Annotated in this window: 23 protein-coding genes, 3 tRNA genes and 3 rRNA genes; 11 read left to right on the forward strand and 18 right to left on the reverse strand. The window is 64.4% G+C overall.

All coding sequences use genetic code 11. The features are described from left to right. Nucleotides 1–101: 101 nt before the first annotated feature. The 3 genes from P1L40_RS07695 to P1L40_RS07705 form a co-directional block, all read right to left on the reverse strand. Nucleotides 102–518 carry a hypothetical protein gene (locus P1L40_RS07695; protein WP_284010746.1) on the reverse strand — a complete coding sequence of 139 codons (417 nt, stop codon included), beginning with the start codon at nucleotides 516–518 and terminating at the stop codon, nucleotides 102–104. 102 nt (nucleotides 519–620) lie between these two features. Continuing rightward, nucleotides 621–2,384 (reverse strand): nitrite/sulfite reductase, encoded by a 1,764-nt coding sequence (locus P1L40_RS07700; protein ID WP_284010747.1) that lies wholly within the window; start codon nucleotides 2,382–2,384, stop codon nucleotides 621–623. 92 nt (nucleotides 2,385–2,476) lie between these two features. Further along, on the reverse strand, nucleotides 2,477–2,818 hold the full coding sequence (locus P1L40_RS07705; protein ID WP_284010748.1) for a DUF8134 family protein: 342 nt from the start codon (nucleotides 2,816–2,818) through the stop codon (nucleotides 2,477–2,479). 272 nt (nucleotides 2,819–3,090) lie between these two features. Between P1L40_RS07705 and P1L40_RS07710 the strand changes: the two genes are divergently transcribed. The 4 genes from P1L40_RS07710 (at nucleotide 3,091) to P1L40_RS07725 (ending at nucleotide 4,612) form a co-directional block, all read left to right on the forward strand. Further along, nucleotides 3,091–3,249: a hypothetical protein gene (locus P1L40_RS07710; RefSeq protein WP_284010749.1), complete on the forward strand. Its 159-nt coding sequence runs from the start codon at nucleotides 3,091–3,093 to the stop codon at nucleotides 3,247–3,249. 44 nt (nucleotides 3,250–3,293) lie between these two features. Beyond that, complete coding sequence (locus P1L40_RS07715) at nucleotides 3,294–3,965, forward strand: DUF7119 family protein (protein WP_284010750.1); 672 nt, start codon at nucleotides 3,294–3,296, stop codon at nucleotides 3,963–3,965. 34 nt (nucleotides 3,966–3,999) lie between these two features. Further along, nucleotides 4,000–4,073, forward strand: a tRNA-Lys gene (locus P1L40_RS07720). A 323-nt stretch (nucleotides 4,074–4,396) separates the two neighbouring features. Then, on the forward strand, nucleotides 4,397–4,612 hold the full coding sequence (locus P1L40_RS07725; protein ID WP_284010751.1) for a DUF8123 family protein: 216 nt from the start codon (nucleotides 4,397–4,399) through the stop codon (nucleotides 4,610–4,612). A 44-nt stretch (nucleotides 4,613–4,656) separates the two neighbouring features. On the opposite strand, the gene P1L40_RS07730 is transcribed toward P1L40_RS07725, so the two are convergent. Continuing rightward, entirely contained in the window at nucleotides 4,657–5,523 is an 867-nt protein-coding gene (locus P1L40_RS07730) for a hypothetical protein (protein ID WP_284010752.1), read from the reverse strand. Nucleotides 5,524–5,695: 172 nt separating this feature from the next. On the opposite strand from P1L40_RS07730, the gene P1L40_RS07735 reads away from it, so the two are divergent. Further along, complete coding sequence (locus P1L40_RS07735) at nucleotides 5,696–5,902, forward strand: DUF8149 family protein (protein ID WP_284010753.1); 207 nt, start codon at nucleotides 5,696–5,698, stop codon at nucleotides 5,900–5,902. A 57-nt stretch (nucleotides 5,903–5,959) separates the two neighbouring features. Further along, on the forward strand, nucleotides 5,960–6,241 hold the full coding sequence (locus P1L40_RS07740) for an amphi-Trp domain-containing protein (RefSeq protein WP_284010754.1): 282 nt from the start codon (nucleotides 5,960–5,962) through the stop codon (nucleotides 6,239–6,241). Here P1L40_RS07740 and P1L40_RS07745 read toward each other — a convergent pair whose 3' ends face one another. From P1L40_RS07745 to P1L40_RS07785, 9 genes are all read right to left on the reverse strand, one after another. After that, a complete protein-coding gene (locus P1L40_RS07745) occupies nucleotides 6,242–6,967 on the reverse strand; it encodes a DUF7289 family protein (RefSeq protein ID WP_284010755.1) in 726 nt (241 codons plus the stop codon). It lies immediately after the preceding gene. Continuing rightward, the gene (locus P1L40_RS07750) at nucleotides 6,960–7,406 is read right to left on the reverse strand and encodes a DUF7266 family protein (RefSeq protein WP_284010756.1); all 447 of its coding nucleotides are present in this window, start codon (nucleotides 7,404–7,406) and stop codon (nucleotides 6,960–6,962) included. Before P1L40_RS07750 ends, P1L40_RS07745 begins: the two co-directional genes overlap by 8 nt. Next, nucleotides 7,399–8,346: a DUF7261 family protein gene (locus P1L40_RS07755; protein ID WP_284010757.1), complete on the reverse strand. Its 948-nt coding sequence runs from the start codon at nucleotides 8,344–8,346 to the stop codon at nucleotides 7,399–7,401. Before P1L40_RS07755 ends, P1L40_RS07750 begins: the two co-directional genes overlap by 8 nt. Further along, nucleotides 8,334–8,930, reverse strand: a complete 597-nt coding sequence (locus tag P1L40_RS07760) for a DUF7288 family protein (RefSeq protein ID WP_284010758.1) — start codon at nucleotides 8,928–8,930, stop codon at nucleotides 8,334–8,336. Before P1L40_RS07760 ends, P1L40_RS07755 begins: the two co-directional genes overlap by 13 nt. Continuing rightward, nucleotides 8,927–9,436: a DUF7287 family protein gene (locus tag P1L40_RS07765; protein WP_284010759.1), complete on the reverse strand. Its 510-nt coding sequence runs from the start codon at nucleotides 9,434–9,436 to the stop codon at nucleotides 8,927–8,929. The genes P1L40_RS07760 and P1L40_RS07765 overlap by 4 nt, the downstream gene beginning before the upstream one ends. Further along, the gene (locus P1L40_RS07770) at nucleotides 9,433–11,460 is read right to left on the reverse strand and encodes a type II secretion system F family protein (protein ID WP_284010760.1); all 2,028 of its coding nucleotides are present in this window, start codon (nucleotides 11,458–11,460) and stop codon (nucleotides 9,433–9,435) included. Before P1L40_RS07770 ends, P1L40_RS07765 begins: the two co-directional genes overlap by 4 nt. Next, nucleotides 11,441–13,798 (reverse strand): type II/IV secretion system ATPase subunit, encoded by a 2,358-nt coding sequence (locus P1L40_RS07775; RefSeq protein ID WP_284010761.1) that lies wholly within the window; start codon nucleotides 13,796–13,798, stop codon nucleotides 11,441–11,443. The genes P1L40_RS07770 and P1L40_RS07775 overlap by 20 nt, the downstream gene beginning before the upstream one ends. A 299-nt stretch (nucleotides 13,799–14,097) precedes the next feature. After that, entirely contained in the window at nucleotides 14,098–14,724 is a 627-nt protein-coding gene (locus tag P1L40_RS07780; RefSeq protein WP_284010762.1) for a DUF7125 family protein, read from the reverse strand. Between the two features lie 90 nt (nucleotides 14,725–14,814). Beyond that, nucleotides 14,815–14,967, reverse strand: a complete 153-nt coding sequence (locus P1L40_RS07785) for a hypothetical protein (protein WP_284010763.1) — start codon at nucleotides 14,965–14,967, stop codon at nucleotides 14,815–14,817. Between the two features lie 113 nt (nucleotides 14,968–15,080). Between P1L40_RS07785 and P1L40_RS07790 the strand changes: the two genes are divergently transcribed. The 5 genes from P1L40_RS07790 to P1L40_RS07810 all read left to right on the forward strand — a co-directional run bounded on the left by P1L40_RS07790 (nucleotide 15,081) and on the right by P1L40_RS07810 (nucleotide 19,181). Then, complete coding sequence (locus P1L40_RS07790) at nucleotides 15,081–15,497, forward strand: type IV pilin domain-containing protein (protein WP_284010764.1); 417 nt, start codon at nucleotides 15,081–15,083, stop codon at nucleotides 15,495–15,497. A 15-nt stretch (nucleotides 15,498–15,512) separates the two neighbouring features. Further along, nucleotides 15,513–17,279, forward strand: a complete 1,767-nt coding sequence (locus tag P1L40_RS07795; RefSeq protein ID WP_284010765.1) for a DUF7289 family protein — start codon at nucleotides 15,513–15,515, stop codon at nucleotides 17,277–17,279. A gap of 333 nt (nucleotides 17,280–17,612) precedes the next feature. Continuing rightward, on the forward strand, nucleotides 17,613–17,834 hold the full coding sequence (locus P1L40_RS07800; protein WP_284010766.1) for a UPF0175 family protein: 222 nt from the start codon (nucleotides 17,613–17,615) through the stop codon (nucleotides 17,832–17,834). Further along, nucleotides 17,835–18,341: a PIN domain-containing protein gene (locus P1L40_RS07805; RefSeq protein ID WP_465260788.1), complete on the forward strand. Its 507-nt coding sequence runs from the start codon at nucleotides 17,835–17,837 to the stop codon at nucleotides 18,339–18,341. Between the two features lie 39 nt (nucleotides 18,342–18,380). Continuing rightward, nucleotides 18,381–19,181, forward strand: coding sequence for an SWIM zinc finger family protein (locus tag P1L40_RS07810; protein ID WP_419181194.1), 801 nt, complete (start codon nucleotides 18,381–18,383; stop codon nucleotides 19,179–19,181). A 125-nt stretch (nucleotides 19,182–19,306) separates the two neighbouring features. On the opposite strand, the gene P1L40_RS07815 is transcribed toward P1L40_RS07810, so the two are convergent. The 5 genes from P1L40_RS07815 to P1L40_RS07835 form a co-directional block, all read right to left on the reverse strand. Further along, nucleotides 19,307–19,382 (reverse strand) — tRNA-Cys (locus P1L40_RS07815). A gap of 178 nt (nucleotides 19,383–19,560) precedes the next feature. Continuing rightward, nucleotides 19,561–19,683, reverse strand: a 5S ribosomal RNA gene (gene rrf, locus P1L40_RS07820). Between the two features lie 132 nt (nucleotides 19,684–19,815). Further along, nucleotides 19,816–22,736 (reverse strand): 23S ribosomal RNA (locus P1L40_RS07825). Between the two features lie 207 nt (nucleotides 22,737–22,943). Continuing rightward, a tRNA-Ala gene (locus P1L40_RS07830) sits at nucleotides 22,944–23,015 on the reverse strand. A 108-nt stretch (nucleotides 23,016–23,123) separates the two neighbouring features. Further along, nucleotides 23,124–24,597, reverse strand: a 16S ribosomal RNA gene (locus P1L40_RS07835). Together the 16S, 23S and 5S rRNA genes with 2 tRNA genes alongside form the textbook arrangement of a ribosomal RNA operon. Between the last annotated feature and the right edge of the window lie 112 nt (nucleotides 24,598–24,709).

Here is a 24,709-nt window from a genome sequence, read left to right on the forward strand (position 1 = left end):
CGCTTCGCTCGCCGGACTCGTGAGCAAGCCCTGCCCTTCCCCAGGTCGCGCGACGGAGCGCGCTCCCGGCCGACTGTACACCAAACGTCGGTTTCGCTGTGTTACGAGCCAGTCCGCTCGACGGTCACCTGAAACAGCTCTTCGTCGGGGTCGGTCGAGCGGTCCGAGCGGACGTAGTAGGTGGTTCGGTCGGCGTCCTCGGGGAGTCGGACGGTCTCGATATCCTCGACGGTGGCCGTCGTGCTGGCTTCGGCGTTGTGCTCGCCGGCCCGGGTGACCGCCCGGTGGACCGGCGTGGCGAGTTCGAAGGACGCGTGGCGGTGGACCGTCGCGTTCGCCGGGAGAGTCTCGACCGGCGTCGCGGTCGCGGTGACAGAGACGTTCGACTCGTCGGCGACGGAGCCACCGCCAGTCACGACGACAGCGACGGCCACCGTCAGGAGGGCGATACCGAGGGCCACAGCAACGACCGGCCGAAGGCCGGGGCCGCCGGCGTCGGGGTCGGGGATGTGGCGCACGTCTCCGCCTGCCGGCGCGTCACTGATGGGTCTTGTGCCGTCTCCCGTCACGGCCGGAAAGCCGAGGCAGGCGCAAAAATCGAACTGCCGAGCGGCGAGTCCTCAGTCGTCGGAGGGGAGCGGCTCGCCCTGGCCGTCGGTCGGCGCGGGCGAGGCGTCCATTTCATCGTCCTCGGCGTATGGGTACCACGTCGTCTTCGTGTTGTGCATGTACGGGTCGTGGTAGTCGGTCTCCTCGGGTTCGACCAGATCCGCGAGAGTGTCCTCGTCGCGGGCCTCCACGAAGTCACGGAACGTCTCGCCGTCCTCGCGCAGGTCTTTGAAGTTGCTCACGAGGTTCTGGATCGCACCGGGCACCTCGTCGGCGGGGACGCGCATCTCCACCCAGTCAGCAAAGCGCGGGTCCTCGCCGAGGCCGCCGCCCAGGCCGATGTCCAGGGCTTCGACCGGTTCGCCGTCCTTGCGGGTCTTCATGCCCCGCAGGGAGACATCGGCGATCTGTGGCTGGGCACAGGAGGCGGTACAGCCCGAGAGGTGGATGTGGAAGTCCTCGTGGTCCGCGGGCAGTTCGACGTTGTCGCGCAGCCAGCGCGCGTAGCGGACCTGGCGGTTCTTCGTCTCGACGATCGACAGCGAGCAGTACTCCGTGCCCGTACAGGCGATCGAGCCACGCATGAACGGCGAGGGCTCGGGCGAGTAGTCCGAGAGCAGCGCCTCGCTCGTGAGGTCGTCGAGGTTCTCCTCGGGCACGTCCATGATGATGACGTTCTGGCGCTGGGTCAGGCGGACCTCGCCGGAGCCGTACTCGTCGGCGAGTTCGGCCAGTTCGATCGTGTCCTGTGCGCCCATCCGGCCGACCAGGACGTTCAGGCCGACGTAGTAGTTGCCGTCGTCCTGCTCGTGGACGCCGACGTGGTCGTCGTGGCCCTCGTTGCCGCCGGAGTTGTAGGTGTACTGGTCGCGCATGTCCTCGCCGGCGGTCTCCAGTTCGAAGTCGACGAAGTCGTCCTGGAGGACCTGGCGCATCTTCTCGGGCCCCCACTCGTCGACGAGGAACTTGATGCGGGCGTTGAAGCGGTCCTCGCGGTCGCCGTGTTCGCGGAACAGCGCGGACATCCCGTGGGCGACATCGGCGGCCTGTTCCGGGGGAACCCACACGTCGAGTCCACGCGCGAGGCGGGGCTCCTTCCGGGAGAGGCCACCGCCGACGCGGACGTTGAACCCGATCTCGCCGTCTTTCTCGGCGGGCTCGAAGGCGAGGTCGTTGATGTCGCCCTGGCCACAGCCCTCGTCACAGCCGGTGACGGCGACCTTCCACTTGCGCGGGAGGTTGGCGTAGTCGTCGTTGCCCTTGAACGTCTCGTGGAGGTCCTCGGCGACCGGCCAGGCGTCGATGTGTTCGTGTTTGTCCTTGCCGGCGACGGGACAGCCGACGATGTTGCGCCAGGAGTCACCACAGGCCTGCTGAGTCGAGAGCCCGACGGCTTCGAGCTTCTCGAAGATCTCCGGGATGTCCTCCAGTTTGATCCAGTGCAGCTGGATCGACTGCCGGGTCGTCCAGTCACAGTAGGCCTCGCCGAACTCGGGGTTGTCGGCCGGCCCGGTCGCGTAGTCGCGGGCGATCTCGCCGATGACCTCCAGTTGTCCGGGTTCGATGACGCCGTTCGGTGTCCCGATACGCATCATGAAATACGACTCCTGGCCCGAGCGCTGGTGGTACAGCCCCCACCACTTGAACCGCTCGAACCACGCGTCGTGTTCGTCTTCCGGGATGGCCTCCCACCCTTCCTCCGCGAACTCCATGAGGTGCTCGCGGATCTCGTTACCGTAGATCTCGTCCTTCCAGTTCTCTACCTTGCTCGGCATGGCTGGTTGTGTACCGTCCTAGAGTGCCAGCCTTATACGCCCCGTCTTGCCGTCAACCGTCTCCCCCACTCGGTGAAACAGGATCTTATTGCTTATTCTCGCTCGCGGGCATTTCGGGTGTGTTTCGCCGGGAAATGCACGCTATCGTGGACGACACCGTAGAACTCGCCCGAATCGGGATCGACGACGCGGCCGACGACGAGCCAGTCCGTGACGCCGCTCGCGCCACACGCGATACACTGTCCGGCGATCCGAGCCTCGATGTTCGGGTGGTCGACGCCGACTTTCACGAACCCCTCGGCGAGGAAATCGGTCGTCTCACACCCACAGAAGTCACTTTCCGCCAGCAGCCACAGGTCCGAGACGTTCACTTCCCGGGAGTCGTTCACCGAGATCCAGGCCCCGTCGTCGAGCTGGTGAACGTCGGTCGTCATTACATCTCATTAGATCGGGGTCGTACCTGAGGGCATCGGCGTTCGCAAGTTTCACCGGCATCGGATCGATCCCCGTCCCGTCTGTCGGTACGTGTGGATCGACCACATGCACTACCGGGACGGGTGTGCCGTCGGAGGAAGCGGATATTTTTGCCCCCAGACCGCAGCCAGGGAAGGGATTACAGGGGAGAGCGGGTTTATGAGAGTGGCTGTTCTATACGTCGATAGCGACACGGGTGGATGGCCCGACCGGTCATCGCCCGCTCACAACGATGACGAACGCAAACCAAACGACCGACGAGGCCGACGCCGAGCGAGAAGTCGAAGAACCGACGACTGACCACCTCGACGATGTCGAGGACGGATGCGGGTGCACCGAGATCTGGGAGCACATGAGCGAACAGCGCGAAGCGGCAGCCGGCGACGACTGACCCCTACGAGATACTTTTGTGGCCCCGGGCCGAACTGGAGGACGATGCCAGAGCGGTCCGATCAACCGTCGACAGACCGGGAGTCTCCCGTCGGGAAGCCAGTCATCCGCGGCGACCCGCAGTTCACCGGTCAACACGCCCACGAGGCCGTCGAGTTCGATCCCGACGACCCGGAGAGCCTCGAACTCGCGGCCGATGTCGTCGGGCGGTTCGCACAGAACACCGCCGGTGCCGCCGACAACGTCTACATCCTCCGTGGCGCCGCCGCCTGTGCGGCGCTTGTCCGTGGCGAGGGGTCGTACAAGGCCGCCGCCGAGCGCGCGGGCGACGGCGCGACGGTCTCGTTCATCCGGAAGTGGTCCCGGGTCCACGACCTCCCGCGGTCGGTCCGCGTCCAGGTCGCGAAAGGGAAGATCGCGCCGACGGCGGCGAAACACATCGCGCGAGTCTCCGGCGAGGCCCGCCTGCTGCTTGCCTGGGCCGCGCTCGACCACGACCTGACCGTGCGTCAGATCCGGACGGTCGCCAGCACGGTCAACGAGGGCGCGTCCGTCGCCGACGCGCTCGCCGCCGAGGGATACGCGCTCGGGCAGATGACCGTCGACATCGATGTCGACGCGTACTGCAAACTCCGGCGACAGGCCGCCCTCGACGCGACCGATCCGGGCGCCCTCGCAAGCGAGGCGATCGAGTCACTGCTCGACGGCGGACCGTAAGCCCTTAGCCGACGCTCCCCCCAGGTTGGTTCGAGGGCCGGTAGCTCAGTTAGGCAGAGCGTCTGGCTTTTAACCAGATGGTCGGGGGTTCAACTCCCTCCCGGCCCGTGCAGCGAACCGATGAGCACCAGGAATCGGTGAGCGAACCGGCAGGAAGGAGTTGAAACAGGAAAGTCGTCGGGTCGAGCGGAGCGAGACCGTCGTCTTTCCGTGGTTCAACTCCCTCCCGGCCCGTGGCATTTTGCCGCGAGCAGCAAGTGCGCTATGGAGAGAGGTGAACCCTGGACGGCACGCGCAGCGAAGCGAACACGGCTGGCTCCGGTGCAACTCTCTCCGGCCCGCTTCGGCGACGAACGGAACAGTCGACCGCCCCGACCGACGGCCGAACCGAGACCGGACCATTTAGGACCCACACTGTCCAGTACCAGAACATGAACGCGCTTCAGGATACCTTCGACAGCCCGCTCAAGCCACTCGGCGCCGCGGTGGGTGCCTTTCTCGTCCTCGCCGCGCTCGGGACGATCATCGGCGCACCGTGGGCGACGGCACAGACGCTGCTCGTCGCGATCGTCCAGATCGTCGGCGCGCTCCTGATGGCCGGCATCGGTGCCGGAATCCTCTACGTGAGCTTCGCCGTCGAAGAATAGCGGCGTTTCTGCGGGTCGATACCGAGGCAGTCGCGGCCGTCGGATCAGCCCCGGACCGGGAGGTAGGCCATTCCGAGGACGAGCACGGCCCCGATACCCGAGAGGATCGAGATGCCCCAGAGGCCGTTCGTGCGCTCGTGGAAGTAGTCCTGCCGTGCGAGGTCCTCCTCGTAGGCGTCGTACTGGTCGATCGGCACTAACTGAACCGTGCTCTGATCCGGGAAGTGTGCGAAGTACCGCCCGTCGTCAAGCGTGACGTTGCCGCCTTCGCTGAGTTCGACCGAGCGGTCCTCGGGAGCGATCCACTCGAGGGTCGCCGTGCCGGATTCGACGGTCGCGACGGTCGTCTGCTGGGTCCCGCTGTCGGTCGTGTAGGGGTAGGTGTCGCCGGTCTGGAACTCGGCGGTGTCGGGTTCCGGCAGCCACTCCGCCAGCGGGCGGAGCGTGCTGTTGTTCCGATAGACGACGTAGTTGGTGCCGTTCTGGGTCGCCAGGCTGTCCTCGACTGCGGGGTCCTCACTGAGCAGTTGCGTGACGTTGAACGCCTCGCGCAGCGTGACCGTCCCGGATTCGTTGTCCGTCAGGACGAGGTACGACTCGTTCTGGTAGGTCGTCGTCGACCCGTTCTCTAACGTCGCTGTGTACCTGTTCGATTGGTTCGTCCACGCGAGGTCGGCGACCATCGATCCGCCGCCACCGCCGTGGCCGCCACCGCCGCCACCGGACATGTGGATGTTCGAGGCGGAGTAGGTCGTCTCGCCGGCAGTGAACGTACTGCCGTTTGTCAGTTCGGCCTCTGCATCGAGTGCCACCTCCGGCCGCTGGCTCTCCGCGACGCCAATGTACGCGTACGCCGCGACACTGACGACGAGGAAGAACACGAAGTATGCCGCCGCGGCTCGTCGTTGCATGTTCGGACGGTGAGACTGCGTGCCGTTTAACGATTACTTTTCTGTTGCCCGTCGACCCCGCAGAGACCGGCCGACGCCGTCTCGTCGGCCCGCGTCCCCGACGGCGGGCGCGCGTGCCCGCCACGGCCGGGAACCAGTCATTATTTGCGACTCCTTCCCGAAGAGTGCGTAAATGGCGACTGAGGACGACCTGCCGGAGATTCCGGTCATCTGTGCGGAGTGCAACACCCGAACCCGGATCGCGTTCGAGGATGTCGAGGAGTCCGTCCGGAGCCACAACGAGCAGTTCCACGACGGCGAGTCCGTTGCACAGGTCGATCCCGACGTGCTCGATCACCTCGTCGACCGCGTCGCCGACGACCTCGATCTGCTGGGCTGAGCGCGAACGACGCCCGACGGGTGGGTTTATCCCGAACCCCGACGTATCAGTTGCCATATGCCAGAGGAAGTGCTGTTCAAATCCGAGCGGAGCCAGTCGCGGTCGGAGATCGCCACCCTCCTGCGGACCGTCGCGGACAACCTCGACGCGGGCGAGAGCATAACGCTCCGAGCCGGCGGCGAGGAAGTGACGATGGATCCGCCGGCCAGTCCGACCTTCGAGGTCAAAGCCGAACGAGAGGGACCGGTCGACGGCCCCGGCGAACTGAGCGTCGAGTTCGAACTGGAGTGGGACGAGGACGGTGGCGACGGCGACAGCGGCTCGCTTGAAATCGAGTAGCTACCCGAACGAGACGGCGACGTGATCGACCGAGACGAACAGTCGCTGGGTGCGGAGCGTGCAGGTCACGGTCGAACCGGTTCGTGAGCACGTCGTCGCGGTACGGTCCGCCAGCCAGTCTTCCCACGCCGCGGCGCGTGGCGAGGTCACCGAGACAGTCACGTCGTAGGTGGACCGGTTCGCCCGAACGAGTTCGCGGTCGGTTCGGACGGTCCGGACAAGGGTGGACGAGCCACCGACCGCCGTCCGGTCGGTGTGGGTCGTCGAGAGCAACGGCAACAGCACGGTCTCGTTGGTCAGGACGAACGCCGGCTCCCGAAAGAGGACGGCCCCGTCACGCTCGGCGCGGACGAGCGCGCCGCTGGAGTAGCCGACCTGGCTGTCCCCGAGACTGTAGACCAGCGGCTCGTACGTCTCGGTGTGGCTGAAGCTTCGGCTGGCGTTGCCCACGGCCGTCCCCGAGACGGCGATCTCGACGGTGTCGCCGATCGCGAGCGTCCCGCCGCCGAGTCGCATCTGTGTCGCCCGACTGGGTGCGCCCGCGGCGACGGCGTCGGCGTTGTCCGCCAGGACCGCGAACGAGCGCTGCGTGTTCGACAGCTGCTGGTGGGACCGAACGTCTTCCAGTCCGGCCACGCCGCCGGCCGCGACGACCGTCAGCGTCAGGAGGACGATCCCGAACACCGTCGCGAAGCCGACGGCCTCGCTCTGGCCGCGGTCAGCCATCGGTCACCTCCAGGCGGTCGGTCGCGCCGTCGTAGACGACGCGGAGGTCACCACCGCCGACGGTAGTCGGACGGACTCGGACCCGGCTCCGCAGTCGGACGGTCGCCGACACGTCGGCCGCCGGGGCGCGGAGGACGAGCACGTACTGTTCGGGCGCGGTCCGGGAGATGGCGACGGCGTAGTCGGTCCCGGAGACCCGGGCGGGGAGGGCGACGCCCACTCGGACGGTGCGGGCGTCGCCGGTCAGCGCCAGCCGTTCGGCCGTCCCGAGTTCCGTCGCGAGTCGGTTGCCGACCACCGAGAGCTCCGTCCGGACGGCCCCATCGCGGCGCTCCTCGGCGAAGCCGCTCATCCCGACGAACAGACCGCTGACCAGGAGCGCGACGACGGCGAGCGCCAACACGTAGTTCAGCGCCGTCGAGACGCCCCGGTCAGCCATCGAGCCCACCCCGGAGCACGCGCGTGTCGGTCTCGTACGTCAGATCGGCGGTCCGGTACCGGACCCGGACGGTCACCGCGGCGACGCCGGGCCGGGCGTACGGCGCGTCGTCGTTGTCGAAGGCGGTGCCCGCGGGGACGATCCCTTCGACGACGAGACGGTAGCTTCCACGGGCGCGGTCGCCACGGCGGTGGGTGATCGTGTAGGGACCGTCGAGCGCGGCCGTGACATCGAGCGCCGGGCAGGCGGTGCCCGCGAGCGTCCCGTTCGTGAGGTCGATCGTCGCCGTCGACGCGGCGACCGAACAGGTCGTCGTCGCGCCGTTCGGGTCGACGATCTCCACCGCGATGTCGGTCCCGCTCGGCGAGGTCGCGGCGAACAGCCGCCAGGTGTCGGTGCCGTTGTCGACGACGACCGCGAAACAGTCCCCGGTCGCCCGACAGTCGGTTCCGGGAGGGACGGCCGTGAGGCTGCTCCGGGAGACGGTGTAGCGCTGTCGGTAGATCGCCGGGACCGACGCGGCGACCGTCCAGTTGGCCGCGCCGCTCCGGTCGGTCAGCGCCCGGGTCGGATCGTCCTGTCCGATCCGGGTTTCGTTGGTCGTCGCGGACAGGGTCGCGTTCGTCGCCGCGCCCTCCAGCGCGTACTGTTTCCCGGCCAGCGCGTCCCACTGTGTCACCCCGGTACTGAGGTTGCGGGTGAGCGTGGCGTGGGACGCGTGGGACCGGTCGTTCACCGTCGCGATGAGGCCGCGTGTCCCCGTGACTGCGCCGTGGTGGTACCGCGTCGCCGCCCGCTCGTCGCTCCCGACCCCGTCGGTGGTCGCCAGCGTCCCCGTGTAGACGACAGAGTTGACTACCAGCGCGAGCGCGACGAGGACGATCGCCAGCCCGAACGCGGCCGCCAGGAGGAGCTGGCCGCGGTCGGCTACACGCGCCACGCGACCACCTCCACGCGGACGACGTTGTAGACGTGACTCGACGGCGAAGCGTCGGGCGCGTAGAACGACGTGTTCCCGAGCGTGTCGTCGGTCGCCGTCCCGTTGGCAAACAGGAGCGGGTCGTCGTCGTAGAGCGTGACCGTCACCGCGGCTCGGACGGCGTCGTCGGTCGGTGTCCCCGACCGGACCAGCGGGCGTTCCCGGATCACCCCGTCGGCGTCGACGTAGGCGATCCCGACGTTGTACGCGGCGTTCCGGTCGCCGAGCCGGCGCTCCAGCAACGCACCGAAGGCCGTCGGGGGCGCCGCAGCGACGTAGTAGCCCTCGATAGCGGCCGCGCCGTGGAACCCGCTTGGGGCGTCACCCCAGTACCGAAGCGTCGGCGATATCGTCCCGTTGGCGGCCGCGGCGTCGAGCGTTCCGGTGGCGACACCCGAGAGCTGCGTGCTGACCTGCGGGCTGGCCGTACTCGTCCCGAGCGCGGTGACGCCGGCGACCTGAAAGGTAAACAGGAGCCCCCCGAGGACGATCAGGGACGCGATGACCGCCTCCAGCGTGAACGCCTGAGCACGCGGCGTCGTCACCAGACCGTCACCTCCAGCACCGCGTCCGTCCCGCCGACCGCGACCGCCCGTCGGGTCGTCGTGAGCGAGCGGTCCGCCGGCGGTGCCGGCCCGACCCGAAGCGGATCGGTGCCACACGGGCCGACGGCCCCACCGTTCCCACAGAGGACCTCCAGCGTGGCGTCCCCGGAGACGTTGCGCTGGAGCGAGAGGTTGAGCCGGTGCCGCGGACCGACCCCGACCTGCTCGGTCAGCGGCGCCGTCGTGTCGAACGGACAGCCGGCGGCCCCGCTCTGTGCGAAAAACGCCACCGTGCAGTCCTCGTCGAGGACGGACGGTGCGTCGCCCGCCAGGAGGTTGTCCGCGACACCACCGGCGACTCGCTGGGCGACCGCGGGGTGGGCTTGCTCCTGGTACGGCGCGGTCACCTGCGGGACGAACGCCACGACGAACGCGACGGTCAGCAGGAACAGCCCGACGGCGACGGCGAAATCGAGCATCGTCTGGCCACGCCCCCTGTCGATCATCCCACCATCACCCAGACGGTGAGTGCGAGACTCAACAGCCCGACGACGTACTTGACCCCCGAGAGGACACTCGCGTCCCGGATGTACCCACAGATCAGCCCCGAGAGGATCGCCTGGATGGTCACGGCGTGGAAGAACAGCAGTGAGAGTTCGCCCAGGTCGATCGCGCCGCCGAAGCCGGTCTGACTGGCCGCGCCCCCGGTCTGTTCGGTGAGCTTCGCCATGACATCGATGAACTGGGTCTTGAGGATCGCCATCACGCCAAGCAGCGTCAGGAACGTCATCAGGATGACCGCCACCTGCATCCGGGAGCGGGACTTGCGCTCGCGAGCGATGTCGTCCTGGGCCTCGGTTGCCTGTGCCGCCGTCGAGAGGACCGTCGAGATCTCGTTGGAGGTTTCGTAGGCCTTCGAGACGAGCGTGACCGTCCGTGCCAGCCGGGGAATGTGGTACTTGTTGTTGAAGACGATCAGCGAGTCGGTCAGGTCCATCCCGTAGCGGCTCTTGGCGTAGATGGTGCCAAACTCCGCCGCAAGCCGGTCCGACGAGGTCTCCGCGACCATCCGGATCGATTCGGTGAGCGTCAGTCCGGTCGCGTTCGCGCTGGCGAGTTTCCGCAGGTTCTCCGAGAGGTTCGTCAACACCGCCCGGCGGGAGCGGACGTTCCACTCCCGGAACACGGCGAGCGGGAGGCAGGTCACGAACAGCGGGACGTAGGCGTAGTTGACCGTCGACCACACCGGCTGGTCGACCATCCCGGCCCAGGTCACCGGGACCATGCCGGTCAGGATCGCGAACCCGAGATACGCCAGCGCGACCGGCCCCGTCACCCACAGCGTGTACACCGGGTTCTCCCGGAAGAAGTGGTGTGGCCCCGAGAGCAGCTTCACCGTCTCGTGGATCTCCTGGTGGTGTTTGATCCGATCGAAGACGCGGTAGCGCCCGGTGAACTTCCGGATCAGCCCCAGTTTGAGCGGCGTCGCGGAGTCGTTCTCGACCCAGGTCGAGCCGCGGTCGGGTTCGAGGTAGCCGCTGCCGACGGCGTCCTGTTTCACCGTCGAGACCAGGACGAGAAAGCCCACGCCCGTCAGCGGGATGAGCAGGTAGACCGTCCCGAACAGCATCACCGCGTTGCTCTGGCCCATCAGTTGCATGATGACCAGGATGATGACGAGCAACAGCGGGAACAGCGACAGCGTGATGTACATCTCACCGAACAGTTCCAGCGTCTCCAGGGTTCGCTGTTGTTCCTCCTTGGTCGTCCGGAAGTGGAGGTCCTTCTTGTCTTCGAGGAAGTCGTTCATGCTCCCGCCGCTGTTGATGATCGAGAGCATGTCGGTGAGGAACTGCCCGAAGTCGTCGCTTGGCGTCTCGACCGACCGGTTCCGGATCGCGGTCCGGTAGTCCGTATCGAAGTACGTCGTCTCCTGCATGATGGTCCGGAACTCGCGGGCCACCTCGCCGTAGGTGTCCTCGGCCTCGGCCATCGCCTCCAGGATCTCCAGTTGGCTCATCCCGCCGACCGACAGCGCGTACATGTACGAGACGGCATCGGAGAGCAGCATGTCGATCTCCCGCCGGCGCTGTGCGGCCAGCGAGTAGGGGTAGGCCACGGCCGTACAGAACACCGACACCAGCCCGAGGAGGCCGAAGCCGAAACCGCTGAACAGGACCAGCAGCGGCACCCGCAGCGCCGCCAGCCAGGACTGGACTGTCTCGTTCGGGAGCCGGACCCCGAGCACCGTCCCGACATCGACGAGGCCGAGTTCGACGACCACGAGCGTGGCGACGCTGCCACATAGCCAGAGGGCGACCCCGACGGCGACCCCAAGCGCCAACGTCCCGGTGAGATACAGGTCGACAGCGACGTTGATCCGGGCCGCAGAGAGCGTCTCGTCCAGGTCGACGACGAACGCGCTGTCTTCGCTGAACAGCCAGTCGTAGAGGGGGTAGAACAGGTCCCGGAGCTGCTCGGAGTGGCGTCGGTAGCCGGCTACCGCCCCCTCACTCGTCCCGAGACTCATCCTCTCCCCCTTCGATCCGGGTCCTGCCGCCGTCGGTCGCCGCACCGTCGGCGTCGGCCCCCAGCGCTCCGATCGCCCGCTCGCCGTCGGTCGGTGCGACGATCAGTTCGCCGTCCCGGCCGACCGACGCGAGCGTCGAGACGAGACTGTCGGGCTGGGTCCCGCGGTACTCCGCGAGCAGCGTCTCTGCCGCCCGATCGAGGATCCGCTCGGTCTCCTCCCGGACCGCGTCGGTCGGTTCGGGCCGCGGGACGCTCTCTTCTTTGTGCTCGTCGACATCGATGACGACGCTCTCCATCGACTTGAGGTTCTCCAGGGAGGCTTTCAGCTGGCCGTTGGCGACCAGCGTCAACACCGTCTCGGGGTCCTTGATGAACGCCTGGACCGTCGCAGCGACCTGCGCGTAGTCGTTGAGTCCGTTGTGGATGAGGTACGCGAGGATCGTCCGGCGCTTGAACAGCTCCGTCTCCAGGCGCTGGTCGGACCAGCCCCGGTCGAAGGCGATCTCGTCGAGTTTCGACGACGGACCCAACTCGCGGAACGTGTCGGATTCCGGTTCCCACTGGAACACGTCCTGGACGCTGATCTCGTCGTTCTCGGAGTCGTAGTCGGTGATCTCGGTCAGGGTCTTGTTCCGGCGGACCTTGCGCCCGCGGATGCGGGTCTGGGTCTGGACCGAGACGAGATCCAGCGCCGTAAACAGCGTCTTCGAGACGTTGATCGGGTCGGTCGTGAACCGTTTTATTACCTCGCCGACCGAGTCGGCGTGGAACGTGGTGTAGGTGGTGTGGCCCGTCGACATCACCTGGAAGAGGGTCCGACCCTCCTCGCCCCGCACCTCGCCCATCACGATGTAGTCGGGGCGCTGGCGCAGTGCGGCCTCCAGCAGTTCGAACTCGCTGATGTCGCCGGTTCCGTCCTGGGTAAAGGAGGGACGCGTGACACTGGCGACCCAGTTGCGCTGGGGGAGTTCCACCTCGCGGGTGTCCTCGATCGAGACGATCTTGGAGTTCGACGGGATGAACAGCGAGACGGCGTTCAGACTCGTCGTCTTGCCCGAGGCGGTCCCCCCGGCGAACACGAGGCTCTTGTTGTTCTCGATACAGAGCCAGAGGAACGCCATCTCGTCCAGGCTGAAGGTGTGCCAGTTGATCAGATCGACCGGGGTAAACGGGATGTCCTTGAACTGCCGGATGGTGTAGTTCGTCCCGTGGTCCGAGACTTCCCGCCCCAGCGTCAACTGGGCGCGCGAGCCGTCCGGCAGCGTCGTATCGACCTGGGGCTGGCGCTTCGAGATCCCCTTGCCCGACCGCTGGGCGAGTTTGACCACGAAGTCGTCCAGTTCGTCGGTGCCGTGAGAGACGTTCGTGATCAGTTGCTCGTAGTCGGTGTGGTAGACGAACACCGGCGCGTCGTAGCCGTCACAGGAGATGTCCTCGACGTTGATGTCGTGTTTGATCGGGTCGACGCGCTCGTAGCCGACGAAGTCACGCTTGAGTTCGTACAGCAGCGTCTCGATCTGTGACTCCGAGAGCGTGCCGGCGTCCTCGGCGATGACGGCCGGTTCCGGGCGCGTCGTCCCGCCGGCGGTGTCGTCCGCGCCGACGGCGTCCTCGCTCCGGGTCAGCGACCGTCTGAGCCTGGCGATCAGCCCCCCGCTGTCGCTCTCCCGGAGGTTGTACCGGTCGATGAACTGCGAGACCTTCGTCTCGATGACCGCTCGTCGGTCGGCGTCCATCCCCTCGACGACGATGTCCTCGTCGGAGTACGTGATCGCCGTCCGGAGCTTCCCGGCGAGGTACTCGACGAGGCGTGTTTCGATGTCGTTGAGGTAGGGGTCGACGACGTAGTACTTCTTCTCGTTTTCCCGCTGTGAGTGGAAGATGACGACGAACGCGTAGGGCTTGTCGACCCAGTAGCGCTCGACCTCGGTGAAGTGGCGCTTTTTCGCCATCGGGACCGTCTTCTCCAGGTCGTAGCGGTCGACGAGGGTCGGCTCGCCCGCCTCGGTCCGGAAGAACGCGTCCTCGTCGAGCTCCGGGGTGACGGTGACGCTTCGCTGGTCGACGAGCGCCGCCGCCCGCTCCCCGCGACGGGTCGCCTCGGCGATGACGGCCCCGATATCGGCCGGATCGAACCCGAGTGTCGCCGCGGGCGCGGCCGTGCCGGACGGCCCGGACCGGTCGAAAAACCCGCCGGCGGTCGATTCCGACTCGGCGTCGCTCGCGTCGCCGTACTCGGCCCGGTAGTCGGCCCAGGTGTACTCGCCGACGGTAACGGCGTCCCGGGGACCGTCGAGGTCCTGCTCGGAGGGCGGCGAGGCCGTCCGTTCACTCATCGGTGTTCCCTCCCAAACAGGACCGGCCGGCGCTCGTCCCCGGGAGGAACGAGCGGTGCCGAAACTGTCCTGCCCGCGGTGGCCGCTTGCTGTGTGCGTGCTCCACACCACACCGGTCTGCAGTGCCGGTCGCCCCCACGACGACCGGTCACCACTGCCCGTCTGTTCGGTCGCATCGTCTATCTCTCTGTGGAGATCCGACCATTGTAACGCACCGCCTGAACCACGCCGAAACCGGGGCGTGCAGACGGAAGACAGTCGCTAACAGGGGGATCGGAACACGGATGTGGGGCGACCGCTCAGGCGATCTTGCGGCTGATGTCGATCGTGACATCGGCCGCCAGGTTGAGTTTGATCGTCTCTTCGAGCGCGCGCCCGCCCCGGAACTTCGGAACGAGCAACCGGTTCTCCAGGGAGTCGCCCCGGAGCTCCGTCGAGAGGTCGAAGACGATGTCGGCCATGTACTCCGTCGTGTCACGGTTCTCGGGGAGGGTCCGACGGTCCAGGCAGTGGAGGACGGCGATGCTTCCGGTCTCGATCATCCGATCGGTCAGGTCGTTGAGGAACGCGCGATACGCCGCCGGTCCGGACTGCCGTTCGAGCGGCAAGACCGGGTCGACGACGAACGCCGTCCGGTCGTCGACATCGTCGAGCAATCGCCGCAGCGTCGTCAACGGATCGTCGCCGACGCCACGAACCTCGACAGTCCGTCGTTCCGTCCCGAGCCCCGCCAACGTCTCCTCGACCGCTTCGACCGAGCGCTCGGTCGTCGCGTAGACGGTCTCCTGGACCGACGCGACCTCGTAGAGGAACAGTTCGGACTGGCTCGTCGGCGACGCCGAGAGGGCGACGACCCGCCCGGGCGGGATGCCGCCGTTCAGCTTCCGGTCGAGCACGTCGATTCCAGTTGGCAGACTCCTGGTCATGGTTCGCTGGTGTCGGCGGTCCTGTCACCGGCCGTCGCGACCGCGGACGAGTGAATCACTGTCGCGGCACCGGTATTGTTACCCCCAGGCTTACCCCAGTCGCGACGGCTCCGGCCCGTGGTCGCCCCGGATCGACCGGTCGGGTAGTGACTCTCTTCCGGTCCGAGACACCGTCCGGCCGTCGGAACCGTCCTCACAGTCGCCCCACCGATCGATCACACCGAGTCCGTCGATTCTCGCCACGGGCGGGGGATTCAGGAGACGGATAACAATGTCGCTCTCGGGGAGTGTGTTCCACAACACCAGCGGGTCGGGTGGTCGCGGTGGGACACTCGTGGCCGTTGGGATAGTCAACTATGAACGCAACCAACCTGTTCACGGACGACGACGCGGTCAGCCCGGTCATCGGCGTCATCCTCATGGTCGCCGTGACCGTCATCCTCGCGACAGTCATCGCGAGCGCCGTCCTCGGCCTGGGCCAGACCCGCAGCGCCACGATGCCACAGGCCAGCCTCTCGGTGTCCGTCACCGACGGGGACAACGTGACCGTGGCCCACGACGGCGGTGACAGTATCGCGATCGAACGCGTCTCGGTGACGACGACCGGCAGCGCCTCGACAATCCCCCCCGGGAGCGCGCTCGCGGACAGCGAACTCACGAGCGGTGATCGCTGGGTCGCCGCTACGGGCGTCTCCGACGGCGAGGTCGTCCGCATCGTCTACGAGTCACCCGACACCGATCAGTCGGCGATACTCGGGACCCTCGAAGCCTGACGATCACTCGTCCCAATGGCACCACCAGACATCGTCGCGATCACCCGGTTCAACGGTCCCGGCCAGCGTGGCGTCTCCGAAGTCGTCGCCGTCGTCTTGCTGCTCGTGCTGGTAGTGCTGGGCACGACAGTCGTCGTCGCGTTCGGGAGTGGGCCGCTGCAGGACAGCGAGCGGGCGGTCGGGATCGCACAGGCCGAGCAGTCGCTCACGAGCCTCGACTCGGCCGCCAGCAGCGTCGCCCTGGGTGCGGCGACGGCCCGACGCCTCGACCTCGGACTCACCGGAACCGGCGGCCGCCTCGGCGCACACGCGGATCGGGGGTCCCTCCGTATCGAACACGTCGACATCATCACCGGGACGACCACCGAGATCGCCAACCGCTCGCTCGGGGCCGTCGTCTACGAAGACGGTCGGACCGAAGTTGCCTACCAGGGCGGCGGCGTCTGGCGACGTGACGGTGACGGCTCCGTGCCGATCGCCCGCCCGGAGTTTCACTACACCGGGACGACGCTGACGTTACCGATCGTCCAGCTCCGATCGACCGAACACGTCCACAGCGAGGTCACCGTCACCGACGGCGGCCCACCGCTTCGTTCGTTCCCGAACGCCTCGGCCGGCTTCGAAAACCGGCTCGGTGACGCGAAGGTCGTCGTCACCGTCCGGAGCCGGTACTACGACGCCTGGGGGCAGTACTTCGAGCGCGAGACCGACGCCCGCGTCCGCTACGACCATCCCGACGAGGCGGTGACAGCGACCTTCCTGGCACTTCCGGAAGTCATCACCCCTCGGAACGGCGTCATCGCCACGTCCGGCCCGGGCAAACTGGAACTGGCCGGGACCGGTGCGTACGTCGACAGCTACAACTCGTCGCGAGGGAGGTACGCGGTTTCACGGAGTTCCGACGGCACCGTCGAAGCAGCCGGAGACGTAAATCTCACCGGGAACGCCGACATCAGTGCCGATGTCCGTTCGGGCGGGTACGTCGGCGTGGAGAGCAGCGCCGCATCGATCGACGGCAACGTCTCCTGGACGACCGGATACACCAACGGCGGCACCGTGACCGGGTCGACCGAACAGATCAACGGTATCGCGTCGATCGATCCCATCGACGGGTACGTCTATCAACAGGTCGCGACGATCGAGGCGACCAACGACAACGACGAAACCCCCCTCATCACCAACGACAGGCTCACCGGTTCCGGGGAACTCGGCCCCGGACGATACTACGTCGACACGCTCGATGTCGACGGCGAGACGCTCGTGGTGAACACCACGGCCGGGAACGTCGTTATCGCCGTCAAGGACTGGGTCGCTGTTCGGAAGCGGGGATCGTCCGGTGGGAACATCACGGTCAAAGGAAACGGGCGTGTCCGCCTCCTCGTCGAAGGCGACACCGAACGGACCGTCTCGCCGACGGGCCTCGGTTCGACCAGTGCGGATGTCTTCGTCGGGAAGTCCTCGCGGGTCCACATCCCCGATCAGGCATCCCGGCGGCTCCAGATACTCGGCCCGAAAGACACACACACTGTCGTGACTGGCCCCGGCGTGACGTTCGACGGCATCATCTACACGCCCGCCGGTCCGACCGGCAGCGGCACCACCTACGCCATGCAGGGTGACATCTACGGTGCGGTTATCACCGGCGACCTGACGCTCGGTCAGTACGGCTCGATCCACTTCGACAAAGCGCTCGAAGGCGAATCGCTCCCGCTGTCGACCGAGGTCTCGCGACTGGAGTACCTCCACGTCGCGACCCACCGAGTCAACGTGACCGGCCAGTGATCGGCTTCCGGGCGCCCCGAGAAACGACCCCCCAGGTTTGCCCGGCGGAAGACGTACTCTCTGGAACTCGTCGCGTGCGATCGGCCTTCAAATCACGGCCGACTGGCTTGCCGTCCTCACGTTGCTCGGACCAAAGAGCCAAGGGCCCGAATTAAGACAGTGTTTTAAATATGATGAGCGGCCACACAAAGTGAATTGTCTCCAAGTTACCCCAGATGACGAGTAAATCAGCGTTTCCGTCTTCGACTGCTACGGGGACGGTGACCCGTCGAGTCGATGAATCCCCCATCCCACGATAGATTATTAGGTCCGTGGACCCGATGGTTAGGTACGATGGCCTCCTCCAGTAGTGAGCCCCCGGACGAGCTGGCGACCGCGGTGGGCCGGTACGTTCTCGGCGATATCTCGCTGGGACGTGCTGCAAAAGCGGCCGGACTGTCCCGGTGGGAGTTCGAAGAAGTGCTGGAGGATGCTGGCTTCACGTCCATCTATGGACCGCGCACTGACGACCAGCTCCGGCAGGAGATCGACGTTGCACTCGACCTTGACGAATAGATGCCGGGCGGATACCCGCAACCTGTTTTCCTCGACGCAACAGTCATCAGTAATTACGCCAGTACGAACTCGATCGAATTTCTCGTCGACATACTCGAAGCGCCAGTCGTGGCACCCGCAGTCCGTGACGAGATCGAACAAGGAGCCGATTTCGGCCACGAGTATCTGACCAGCGCTGTCGAGGCGTTCGACGAAGGACTGCCAGTCAGTGACACGCCACCCGAAACGAGCGGAGTAAAACTTCGTGAACGACTCGATCCAGGAGAAACGGAAGCACTGCGGGGAGCCGTCGAACACGACGGGACCGTCGCCACTGACGATCTTGCAGCACGCCGTCTTGCGTCCGAACTGGACGTTCCGGTCACCGGATCAATCGGCCACCTCGTCCTCGGCATCAAACGCGACCACATCGACAGCGAAACTGCAGACGAGTGGCTCGAAACCTGGCGGAACGAGCGCGGATACTACGCTCCGGTCCAGAGCGTCACCGAACTACTAGACGAATAGAACCGGGAACGGACAAGAGCAGGCGACTGTTCCATGGCCATGAATCTCGACAACGCGAAAATTCGGGAGATCTGTACTGACGCGGTGTTCGAACGCGGGCTGGACTACCGCGACGAAGGACGCATTCAACGAATCGGACGGTTTGACGACGTGATTACAGCCGCAGTTCGAGGGTCGAGTCTGTACGATGTGACTGTCAACTTGGGCGAGGGCTCCATCGATGCGCGGTGTACGTGTCCCTACGAAGGAGCGGGCGAATGCAAACATGTCGTCGCGGTGCTGCTAGACATCGCCGCCGATCCGCCCCAAGACGAGAGCGAGCGTGTCGACCGAGTGATCGGAGATCTCTCGTCTGACGACCTACGTGCATTCGTGCGCGATGCACTCGCCGAAAACCCGGACCTGCGTGAGCAGTTCCTCGCACGATTCGGTGACGGGGGCAAGTCGGTCGAAGCGTACCGTAATGAAATCGAGGGGTTGTTCGACCAGCACACGGCGAACTATCCAGTGGTCACGGACGCAATCGACTTCTCGCACTTCTTCGAGTTGGCCGAGCAGTACCGTGAGCGTAAGCGCTACCGGGCGGCCGCAACCGTCTACCGTGCACTGTTCGAGGGAATTGACGACAACCACGCCCGCATCGACGCCGCATACGACCACTACGCGAAGGCGTTGCGGTCTGCCCTCGATGGGTACGTCGACTGCGTGCTCGCGGCCGACCCAAGCGACGGCGAATTCGAACAATACGCCGGCGCACTCGAAGCACAGGCGATGTCCGAACCACCGGTCAACGAGGAGCAGTTCAGACGTGCGCTCGACGCGCTTGAAAATCGTCGATGACGGTACCGTTCTTAGCCGGGACGAGAGTATTCGGTCGAGACATTTTATCGTATTTCCGATATGCCGCTGTCAAAAGAAAGCGGTGCCAAGACATAGCCGTCTTGGGCTTTAGGGAAACGTGTGAGAGCCAAGGGCCGGATTTGAACCGGCGATGGGCGGCTCTGCAGGCCGCTGCGTTAGGCCAGACTCTGCCACCTTGGCGCAACCCGTACTACTGGAGTCCGCCGCTTAAGGCTAGCGGATTCGCTCAGTATGGTGCGACCGGCGAGGTCGCGGGCGCGCTGCGCGTCGAGGATCGGGGGAGTGTTGCCACTCCTGAACGACGAAAAGCCCCTCGAAGAGCGGTGACGCTCTTCGAAGGGCTGAATGAAGGTATGAATGGTGGCGGCGAACCGCGTTTCCCAGAGGCTCGCGCACTCCAGTACTCCCCGGAACGCTGGCGGGCTTATCTTCCGTGTTCGGGATGGGTACGGGAGGCAACCCCGCCGCTATGGCCGCCTAACGCCGAGTCACGGAGTCGAACCGTGAAATTACCTGTCTCGGTCGGTCTGATTTTCGTACGTGCGATCCAGTTTGCGCCTGGACTCGTTCAGTCTACCAACGATTGTTGGTGACTTCTGAGTCACAGTGCGTATGATTATGGCTTCGAGTGGTTAGTGCTCGCGGGCTCAACGTCTCGTTACCTCGACGCGCACACCCCGAGTCTATTTACCTCGTCTTCTACGAGGACTCTCGGCGGTGTCTCTTTTCCAGGTGGGTTTCGAGCTTAGATGCGTTCAGCTCTTACCCCGTGTGGCGTGGCTGCCCGGCAGTGCTCTCTCGAACAACCGGTACACCAGTGGCCACCAATCGTAGTTCCTCTCGTACTATACGATCGTTCCTGTCAGACACCATAACACACCCAGTAGATAGCAGCCGACCTGTCTCACGACGGTCTAAACCCAGCTCACGACCTCCTTTAATAGGCGAACAACCTCACCCTTGCCCGCTTCTGCACGGGCAGGATGGAGGGAACCGACATCGAGGTAGCAAGCCACTCGGTCGATATGTGCTCTTGCGAGTGACGACTCTGTTATCCCTAGGGTAGCTTTTCTGTCATCAATTGCCCGCATCAAGCAGGCTAATTGGTTCGCTAGACCACGCTTTCGCGTCAGCGTTCCTCGTTGGGAAGAACACTGTCAAATCATCTTTTGCTCTTGCACTCTTCGCCGGGTCTCTGTCCCGGCTGAGATGATCTTAGGGCGCGCTCGATATCTTTTCGAGCGCGTACCGCCCCAGTCAAACTGCCCGGCTACCGGTGTCCTCCTCCCGGAGTGAGGGTCGCAGTCACCGACGGGTAGTATTTCACTGTTGACTCGGTGGCTTGCTAAGCGCAAGTACCTGTGTAGTGTCTCCTACCTATGCTGCACATCGGCGACCACGTCCCAGCGACAGCCTGCAGTAAAGCTCCATAGGGTCTTCGCTTCCCCCTGGGTGTCTCCAGACTCCGCACTGGAATGTACAGTTCACCGGGCCCAACGTTGGGACAGTGAAGCTCTGGTTAATCCATTCATGCAAGCCGCTACTGATGCGGCAAGGTACTACGCTACCTTAAGAGGGTCATAGTTACCCCCGCCGTTGACGGGTCCTTCGTCCTCTTGTACGAGGTGTTCAGATACCCGCACTGGGCAGGATTCAGTGACCGTACGAGTGCTTGCGCATTTGCGGTCACCTATGTTGTTACTAGACAGTCCGAGCTTCCGAGTCACTGCGACCTGCTCGTTTCCCGAGCAGGTATCCCTTATCGCGAACTTACGGGACTAACTTGCCGAATTCCCTAACGTCGGTTGATCCCGACAGGCCTTGGCTTTCGCCGCCATGGACACCTGTGTCGGTTCTCGGTACGGACACCACACTCCCTTTTCACGGGCCCCAGGTTGAACCACGTTGCCCTATCCCGCCGTTCGTCCGCTTCGTGCCGTTACGGCTTCCACGGAGTTGGACGGTTCGACCGGGCGAAAGCCCGGCGTGGTCGACCCCAGGGCGTCGGTTTCACTGTGTGGTGGCACGGGAATATTAACCCGTTTCCCATTTTGTCATCGTCGAGTTACGGGATGACTTAGGACCGGCTAACCCTCAGCTGATCAGCAGTGCTGAGGAACCCTTATCCATTAGGCCGTCGGGGTTCACACCCGACTATCGCTGCTACTATGGCCAGGATTTTCGTCACTCATCGGTCCACAGGAGTTCTCACCCCTGCTTCCATCCAATGAGAGCGCCAATCTACTCGATTGCCTCGTAAGAGGCACGGACAGGTCTCGGTGGTGGATTTGAGTCCCGATCATTTTGGGCGCCTCAAACCTCGGCCGGTAAGCTGTTACGCTTTTCTTAGAGGGTAGCTGCTTCTAAGCTCACCTCCCGGCTGTCTAGGGCTCGAGACCACCTTCAGAGGATTACACTTAATCCACACTTGGGGACCTTAACCTATCTCTGGGTTGTTCCCCTCCTGGTACACAGGCTTACCCCGCGCACCGGAATCCTCACGTCGACGGCGTCGGTGGGTTTGGAGTTTGACAGGCGCGTCCACTCCTCTCGGAGTGGAGCACGCCAATCGGTCGCTCTACCCCACCGACTACCTCGGTGAAGGTCATGCTTCGACATGTTTCGATTGGAACCAGCTGTTGCCGGACTCGATGGGCCTTTCACCCCTACACATAGATCACGAGAGGGTATTGTAGGACACCAACTCTAACAGGCTTCCACGTGCCTTTCGGCACGCTTCACCTTGTCCATGCGTAGATCGTCCGGATTCGGGTCGTGTCCGTGTGGCTCCCCGCCCTTGAAGACGGCGGCCCTCGCGTAAGCTGCGGCCATGTCGGTTTCCCTGTGCCTCCCCGGATACTCCGGTTAGACTCGCCATACAGACACACTCCCTGGCTCGTTTTTCAAAACGTACGATGGAACATCGGCTTCCTGTCCGTCTTACTGGCGGGTCGCCCCGCGGTCATTCTGGACAGGACCTTGTATGCCCCATCGCTCGATCGCCAACTGGGTTCAAGCTCTATTTCACCTCCCTTCGGAGGATACTTTGCAGCGTTCGTTCACACTACTTGTCCGCTATCGGTCTCGAGGAGTGTTTAGCCTTCGCAGTCGATGCCTGCGAGATTCGCGAGGGATTTCCAACCCCCGCTACTCTGGAACCAACGCACATCGTACTGATCTCACGTACGGGGTTGTCACCCTGTATCACGCCCTGTTCCAAGGGACTTCTGTGAGATGGTCGGATGCTGAGAGTTGGCCCACACACCACATTGCCCGTGAGGGCTTCGGTTTGGGCTGTATCGCGTTCACTCGCGGTTACTGACGACATCACGTTGCGTTTTTTGTTCCTCCCGATACTGAGATGTTTCAGTTCTCGGGGTTCCTCATTGCGCGTGGCAATTGCGAGGAGATTCTCATTCGGAGATCCTGAGTTCTTCGCCTCCGTGCGGCTCCCTCAGGCTTATCGCAGCTTGGCACGTCCTTCTTCAGCTCTCGAGCCGAGCTATCCATCAGCTGGCATAGTAGCCAACGTCGTTGTGACTCGTTAGTTAGAACTGAACGAGTCCAGTGGACGCCTGGATCGCACGTACACACGGTTTCATACTCGCCCCCAAGGTGGAGATGGTAGGCGAATCGACCCTTCCCAATCGCGGTTTGACCCGGATTGGTGCATCAGTCGTCGTACCAGATTCGAGCGCCGTCCCACACTTAAGGGGCACGGTTCGAACCCGGCACGTCGTATGGACCCACTGGGATTTGAACCCAGGGCGTCCGCCTTGCAAAGGCGGTGCTCTGCCGCTGAGCTATGGGCCCGACAGGTGCTGCAGTCGTTAGCCCTGATAGTTCTTAGGTGCTCGGTCGCCGACGACCTCGAACAACCCGTGAAAGGTGGGCTGGGGCAAAGCCCCAGTCCCGGTCAGTAGGAGGTGATCCAGCCGCAGATTCCCCTACGGCTACCTTGTTACGACTTAAGCCCCCTTGCGAAGCCCAGATTCGACCACCGCATGGTGGCCTCATCCGGACCTCACTCGGGTGCTTTGACGGGCGGTGTGTGCAAGGAGCAGGGACGTATTCACCGCGCGCTTATGACACGCGATTACTACCGAATCCAGCTTCATGCGGGCGAGTTTCAGCCCGCAATCCGAACTACGACCAGGTTTAGGTGATTAGCTCCGCCTCTCGGCGTGGCATCACATTGTCCCGGCCATTGTAGCCCGCGTGTTGCCCGGCCCATTCGGGGCATACTGACCTACCGTTGCCCGTTCCTTCCTCCGCTTTAGCAGCGGCAGTCCTCCTAGTGTACCCAACCACCACAAGGGTGTTGCTGGCAACTAGAAGTGCGGGTCTCGCTCGTTGCCTGACTTAACAGGACGCCTCACGGTACGAGCTGACGGCGGCCATGCACCTCCTCTCAGTAGCGTCGGGTAAAGTCGTCAACCTGACCGTCATTACTACTGTCGGGGCCGGTGAGATGTCCGGCGTTGAGTCCAATTAAACCGCAGGCTCCTCCGGTTGTAGTGCTCCCCCGCCAATTCCTTTAAGTTTCATCCTTGCGGACGTACTTCCCAGGCGGCTCACTTCTCGGCTTCCCTAGGGCACAACGCAGGCTCGTAGCCTGCGTCACACCTAGTGAGCATTGTTTACGGCTAGGACTACCCGGGTATCTAATCCGGTTCGAGACCCTAGCTTTCGTCCCTCACCGTCGGGTCCATCTTTCTGAGGCGCTTTCGCCACCGGTGGTCCGTCCAGGATTACGGGATTTCACTCCTACCCCGGACGTACCCCTCAGATCTTCTGGCCCCAAGCCGGACAGTTTCCGCTGGACGCCGACGCGTTGAGCGCGTCGATTTCCCAACGGACTTGTCCGGCCGGCTACGGACGCTTTAGGCCCAATAATATCGGCCATCACTCGGACTGCCGGTATTACCGCGGCGGCTGGCACCGGTCTTGCCCAGTCCTTGTTCCTGTACCACCCTACGGTACAGAAAAGCGAGGGCTATATGCCCTCGCACTCGGAGTCCCCTTATCGCACTGTCGTGCAGTGTAAAGGTTTCGCGCCTGCTGCGCCCCGTAGGGCCCGGTATCTTGTCTCAGATACCGTCTCCGGGCTCTCACTCTCATGACCCGTACCGATTATAGGCATGGTGGGCCGTTACCCCACCATCTACCTAATCGGCCGCAGCCACATCCTATGGCGCCGGAGCGTTTCCAGCTCTCTGCAACTCCAGCATGAGAGCTGTATCAGGTATTAGCCTCAGTTTCCCGAGGTTATTCCTGTCCATAGGGTAGTTTGGCCACGTGTTACTGAGCTATATGCTGCGGGGCTAAACCCGCGCAACTAGCATGGCTAAGTCGGACTCCGATAGCAATGGCCTCCGGCAGGATCAACCGGAATGTATCCCGGCACGAGGCCGGGGGGTTAGGCGGGATCACACCCATAAAGGGTGTGGTCGCTATCGAAGGGTGTTCGAGGACACTCGACGACCGAGTGTCACCGAACTATCAGG

The sequence above is a fragment of the Haloarcula pelagica genome, from assembly GCF_030127105.1.
GTDB lineage: Archaea > Halobacteriota > Halobacteria > Halobacteriales > Haloarculaceae > Haloarcula > Haloarcula pelagica.